The 5,520-nt window shown below is 66.1% G+C and carries 5 protein-coding genes; 4 read left to right on the top strand and 1 reads right to left on the bottom strand.

Going from position 1 to position 5,520, the window contains the following annotated elements; translation table 11 throughout:
• Positions 1 to 230: 230 nt before the first annotated feature.
• Positions 231 to 422, top strand: a complete 192-nt coding sequence (locus tag ALA01S_RS30105; RefSeq protein ID WP_066343303.1) for a hypothetical protein — start codon at positions 231 to 233, stop codon at positions 420 to 422.
• A gap of 313 nt (positions 423 to 735) precedes the next feature.
• Here the strand turns inward: ALA01S_RS30105 and ALA01S_RS30100 are convergent, their stop codons facing one another.
• The gene (locus ALA01S_RS30100) at positions 736 to 1,875 is read right to left on the bottom strand and encodes an aldo/keto reductase (RefSeq protein ID WP_066343302.1); all 1,140 of its coding nucleotides are present in this window, start codon (positions 1,873 to 1,875) and stop codon (positions 736 to 738) included.
• Between the two features lie 128 nt (positions 1,876 to 2,003).
• On the opposite strand from ALA01S_RS30100, the gene ALA01S_RS30095 reads away from it, so the two are divergent.
• From ALA01S_RS30095 to ALA01S_RS30085, 3 genes are all read left to right on the top strand, one after another.
• Positions 2,004 to 3,011 (top strand): amidohydrolase family protein, encoded by a 1,008-nt coding sequence (locus ALA01S_RS30095; RefSeq protein ID WP_066343300.1) that lies wholly within the window; start codon positions 2,004 to 2,006, stop codon positions 3,009 to 3,011.
• Positions 3,012 to 3,354: 343 nt separating this feature from the next.
• Entirely contained in the window at positions 3,355 to 4,755 is a 1,401-nt protein-coding gene (locus tag ALA01S_RS30090; RefSeq protein WP_066343298.1) for an aromatic ring-hydroxylating dioxygenase subunit alpha, read from the top strand.
• A 20-nt stretch (positions 4,756 to 4,775) separates the two neighbouring features.
• Positions 4,776 to 5,345, top strand: a complete 570-nt coding sequence (locus ALA01S_RS30085; RefSeq protein WP_066343296.1) for an aromatic-ring-hydroxylating dioxygenase subunit beta — start codon at positions 4,776 to 4,778, stop codon at positions 5,343 to 5,345.
• Positions 5,346 to 5,520 lie beyond the last annotated feature (175 nt).

Below are 5,520 nucleotides of genomic sequence, written 5' to 3'. Positions count from 1 at the left end.
GCAGGCAGGCAGGCAGGCAGGCAGGCAGGCAGGCAGGCAGGCAGGCAGGCAGGCAGGCAGGCAGGCAGGCAGGCAGAGAAATGTAAAGTTGAACACTGCTGGTCATATGTGCTCAGTAATTAGCGTAAACCAGCATCGCTGCACGAGGGCAGGGTGCCTAAAGTCGGGATGTGGAAGGTGCCCTGCAGCGGGCGAGACACCGTCCACGGCATCACCCGAGAGGCTTCACCATGCGTCTTCGCAGTATCCTGACGACCAAAGTCTCCATCGTTGCGCTGCTGTTGGGCTTCGAAGCCTTGTCATTGCTCGTCCTGGGGCCGGCGCCGCTCCACGCGTCCGTCGACCCGCTGATGCGGCAGTCAGCGCAGCACATGCCCGTCGTGCCAACGATTGAACACGGTTGGTCGTTACTGTTCCACTGAAGCCTTTGCCAGCGCGCCGCGCTTGCAAGGCGCGTGCTTGGGGGACGGTAACCGCGGCGCGGTGATCCAAAGGGGCGCCCGAGCCTCGGCCGTACTGCCGGCCGATGCGAAGCACCGGCTTTCGCGCGAGGTCATCCTGCCCTTTTGGCGTGGCCGCCTTCGGCATTCATGGAGGCAGCCAAGCGGCATGGCTCAACCCTCTCGACCAGGCGCGGCCCGAAGCCGGGCGCCCGGATCGCAACCGCAGGTGTGCCTCGGCCACCGAGGCGCTGCAGCCACCGGCAAGCCGCTGACGCTGCTCGGGTGGCGGGTCTCAGCGCCAGGAGCCACCGCGCTGCTGCAGCGGCTGGGCAAAGCGCGGCGGCGTGGCCAGCACCTGCGCGCCGCCGTACAGGCGCGGCACCATCGTGTCGATGAAAGCGTACGGGAAGATCGCGGGCAGCTTGCCCACCGCATCGAGCCGCTGCTCCAGTTCGGGCGGCAGCGTGAAGTCCAGTGCGGGCAGGGTCTGCGCCAGTTGCTGCGGCTTCGTGGCGCCCAGGATCACCGAGCTCACGCCTGGCCGCTGCACCACCCAGTGCACGGCCACCTGGGCCATGGGCCGGCCGATCTCGCGGGCGACCGCCTCGAGCTCGGCCACGATGTCCCAGTTGCGCGGGGTGAGCTTGTTCAGCGACGGGGTGGCCACCTGGGCCGTGTTGCGGATGCGGCCTTCGTCCTGGTCAGCCGCTCCCACGTGGGGGCGGTACTTGCCCGACAGGAGGCCGCCACCCAGCGGACTCCAGGGCACGAGGCCGATGCCGAGTTCCTGGCACATCGAGGTGAATTCGTACTCGATGCCGCGCGACACGAGCGAGTACTCCATCTGCAACGCGCAGGGCTGCTCCAGGCCATGTGCCTGCGCCAGCGTGATGGCCCGTGCGGCATACCAGGCCGGCACGTCGGACAGCGCCCAGTGACGGATTTTGCCCGCGCGCACCAGGTCGTCCATCGAGCGCAGCACTTCCTCCACCGGCGTGACGGTGTCCCACATGTGCAGGTAGTACAGGTCGATGCAGTCGGTGCCCAGGCGCGACAGCGAGGCTTCTAGCGCGCGCTGCAGCGCCTTGCGCCCGTTGCCCGCGGCATTGGGGTCGCGCGCGGTGTTGGAGAAGTTGTTGGTGTACTTGGTGGCCAGCACGACCCGGTCGCGCACGCCGGCCTCCCGCATGAACTCGCCCAGCCAGCGCTCGGATGTGCCCTGCGTATAGACGTCAGCGGTGTCGATGAAGTTGCCACCCCAGTCCAGGTAGCTGTCGAACAGCGCGCGCGCCATGGCGCGGTCGCAGCCAAATCCATGCTCGGTGCCGAAGGTCATGGTGCCCAGCGCCAGGCGCGAGACGCGCAGCCCGGTGCGGCCAAGCAGGGTGTACGTGGGCGGAAGCGCCGTGGCGGGTGCAGCGTCGAAGGTCATGGGCGGCTCGTCCTCTGAGAGAAAGACTGGTATTAGCACACATTGACTAAAAGTGTTCAATACATAGACTCCCGCTCCAGGCAAGCCCGGCAGGCGGGCTCGCAGTCACTGCCACGGAGCGCCAGCACATGCTGATCGATCTACACGCCCACCTTGTCACCGAAGGAATGCTCAACCGGCATGCCTTCTGGGGGCCCTTCATGAAAGCCCAAGGCTTCACGGTGGGCCATTTCTCTTTGGGCACGCGCCAGCCCAAGAAGGCTGTCAGCGATGCCCAGGCGCAGGCCAACCTGCTGTCGCGCATGACGCACGATGCGCGGCGCAAGCTCATGGCCGAGCGCGGCGTGGATCGGCTCGTGATGGCCACCCCGTCGCACGCCTTCATGTATTGGGCTGAGGACTTCGGCAACGAGTACGCCCGCATCTGCAACGACGAGCTGTCCGCCTGGTGCGCACAGGATCCGGAGCATTTCGACTTCTGGGCCCACGCCAACCTGGCCGATCCCAAGGAGGCCGCGCGCGAGATCGAGCGCGCCGTCACGCAGCTCGGCGCACGCGGCGTGTGCGTCGGCGGCGCCAACTTCAACGGCCTGCAAGCCTATAGCGAGGAGCTGTATCCCGTGTGGGACAAGGTCTGCGCGCTCGACGTGCCGCTGATGGTCCATGGCTACAACCAGTCGGTCTGGTGGGGGGAGCGCCACACGGAGGACCGTTTCGAGACCACTTCCATCGTCGGCGACTGCGTGGACGAGACGCTCTTTCCCTGGTACCTGATCTGTGGCGGCGTGCTCGACGCGTTCCCGACGCTCAAGACCTATGTCACGCATGCGGGCGGCATGTTCGTGTTCCAGCTCGGACGCCTGTCGGAGCTCAACAAGACCATGGCGCCCGATGCGCGCAACAAGCGGCCGTTCATGGAGTACCTGCAGAACTTCTGGTTCGATCTCGACGTGCACCACCCGGCGCTGCGTCGGGGCGTGGCAGAGGTGGTCGGCGTGGACCGCCTGGTCATCGGTACGAACTTCGGCGGCGCCTACGACAACGGCGACCTCACCGAGGGACTGGGGCTCAGCGATGCCGAGCGGGAGAAGGTGCGCGGCGGCAACGCGCTGCAGTTGCTCAAGCTCTCCCGATAAGTCCGTCCGGCACCGCACTGCGCCCTTGCGGCGCTGACGGCTCAACCGCCGCGGGGCTGCAGCCTCCTTCTGCGCCCGAATCGCCATGTCCGTGCAAGCAGGCATGGCGATTCTTTTTGGTTGAGGTGGAAACCAGGCGCCAGCCATGATCGCGGGCTGCGGGGGTCGCGATCGTCTCCGTGTGCTGGCTGCCCCGGGGGCCGCGTCGCCTGCAGAATCTGATCCAGCGCAAACCCGCTGCGGGTACGGCCTAGGGTTGGCCCCTATTTGTTGAACACAAAGCAGATAAGTGTCTTAGATTTGCGCCCACGCCTCGCAATGCAGGCGCCAAGGAGACACCCACATGCTCAAGCGCAGCGACCCCGTGCTGTCCGACGGAACCCGTATCTCGGACCTCATCAACCTGCAGACCCGCGAAGTCAAGTTGCGGACGCTGTCCGACAAGGAGCTCTACGAGCTCGAGATGGAGAAGATTTTCGCCAGGACGTGGGTTTTCCTCGCCCACGAGACCGAGATCCCCAACCCCGGTGACTTCGTGCAGCGCGACATGGGCTCGGACTCGGTGCTGGTCACGCGCGACAAGAACGGTGAAGTCCACGTGGTGCTCAACGTGTGCACGCACCGCGCCATGAAGGTCTCGACGCTGGATTCGGGCAACACGCAGATCCACACCTGCATTTACCACGGCTGGGCCTTCAGGCCCAACGGCGACTTCATCGGCGCCCCGGTGGAGAAGGAGTGCATGCACGGCAAGCTCATGACCAAGGAGCAGCTGTCACTGAAGAAGGCGCGCGTGGCCCTGTACGGCGGGCTGGTCTTTGCCACGTGGAACGTCGAGGGGCCGAGCTTCGAGGAATTCCTGGGCGATGCCAAGTGGTACTACGACACCCTGTGGTGCCGTACGACCAACGGCATGGAGGTGCTGGGCCCGCCGCAGCGCTTCATCATCCGCGCCAACTGGAAAGCCGCGGCGGAGCAGGGGGCCTCGGACGGCTTCCACACCCTCACGCTGCACCGCTGGCTGGGCGAGATCGGGCCGTACGCCAAGAAGCCCGGCGGCGAGGGCGGCGGCGCCGACCTGACACCGGAGATGTACGGCGTGGAGGTATGGACCGACCACGGCCACACGATGCGCTGCATCGATCTGGGCCGCAAGATCCGACGCATCACGGGCCAGGATCCCGAGCAGCTCACGCCCGAGCAGCGCCTCACGGTGCTGCCCCCGCCGGGCATCACCCCCGAACTGGTACCCGAGCTGCTGAGCCGCTTCACGCCCGAGCAGTTGCAGGTGATGTCCACCAATCCGCCGCAGGTGGGCAACTTCTTCCCCAACGGCCTGTTCGAGTTCATCTACCTGCCCACCGCCGACGGCAAGGTGGTCGGCGCGATGGCACTGCACACCTACGTGCCGCTGGGCCCTGACAAGTTCATGTTCATGAACTGGGTCCTGGCCGAGAAGGACACGCCGGCGCAGGTGAAGGCCGCGATGCTGCGCATCTCCTGCCAGCTTCTGGGCACCTCCGGCATGGTCGAGCAGGACGACTCCGACACCTGGCCGCACCAGACCATCGTCGCCAAGGGCGCGATGAGCCGGCACATCACGCTGAAGTACCAGGCGATGTTCGAGACCGGCAAGCCCGAAGGCTGGCCTGGCCCGGGACACGTCGGCAGCGGCTTCACCAAGGACGACACCAACTGGAGCTTCTGGCAGTACTGGCACGAGCTGATGACCACCGACTGCTGATCTGTAAAGGAGACCCGATCATGATTGCCAATCTGCTTGAACCGACCCCCCTGCCACCGACCGTGCGTGCCAACCGCGTGAGCGTGGGCTGCGCGCTCTACAACGAGATCGTCGAGTTCCTCTACGACGAGGCCGAGATGCTCGACGAGATCCGGCTCACCGAGTGGAGCGAGCTGCTGGCCCCGGACATCGAGTACAACGTGCCGCTGCGCCTGACCAAGCCGGTGCGCCAGCTCGACGGCACCGTGATCCGTACCGTCCAGCACCTGCATGACAACCATGCCTCCCTGATGCTGCGCGTGCGCCGCATCACCGACACGCGCAGTGCCTGGGGGGAGGACCCCCCCTCGCGCACGCGCCGCCTGGTGAGCAACGTGCGCGTGTACAAGACGGACAAGCCCAACGAGTACAAGGTCCAGAGCTACATGCTGCTCACGCGCAGCCGGTTCGACTTCGACTACTTCGACCTGCTGCCTTGCGACCGCCACGACGTGCTGCGCAAGACGGGCCAGTCGCTGCAGCTGGCCCGCCGCGAGGTCATCATCGACCAGTCCGTGATCGGCACGCCCAACCTCGGCATCTTCCTCTGAACCGGAGCCTCCCGATGAAACTGGAAGACCTCATCCTGGTCAGCGTCGACGACCATGCGATCGAGCCGCAGGGTGCCTTCGACCGGCACATGCCCGCTCGCTTCAAGGGCCGCCAGCCCAAGGTGGTACAGAGCAAGGGGCGCGACGTCTGGGTGTTCGAGGGCCGTGCCACCGG

The organism is Azohydromonas lata NBRC 102462, from assembly GCF_001571085.1.
GTDB classification, from domain to species: Bacteria; Pseudomonadota; Gammaproteobacteria; order Burkholderiales; family Burkholderiaceae_C; genus Azohydromonas; species Azohydromonas lata.
Note: the sequence above shows the minus strand (reverse complement) of the source record. Positions and strands in the feature narration are given on the sequence as shown.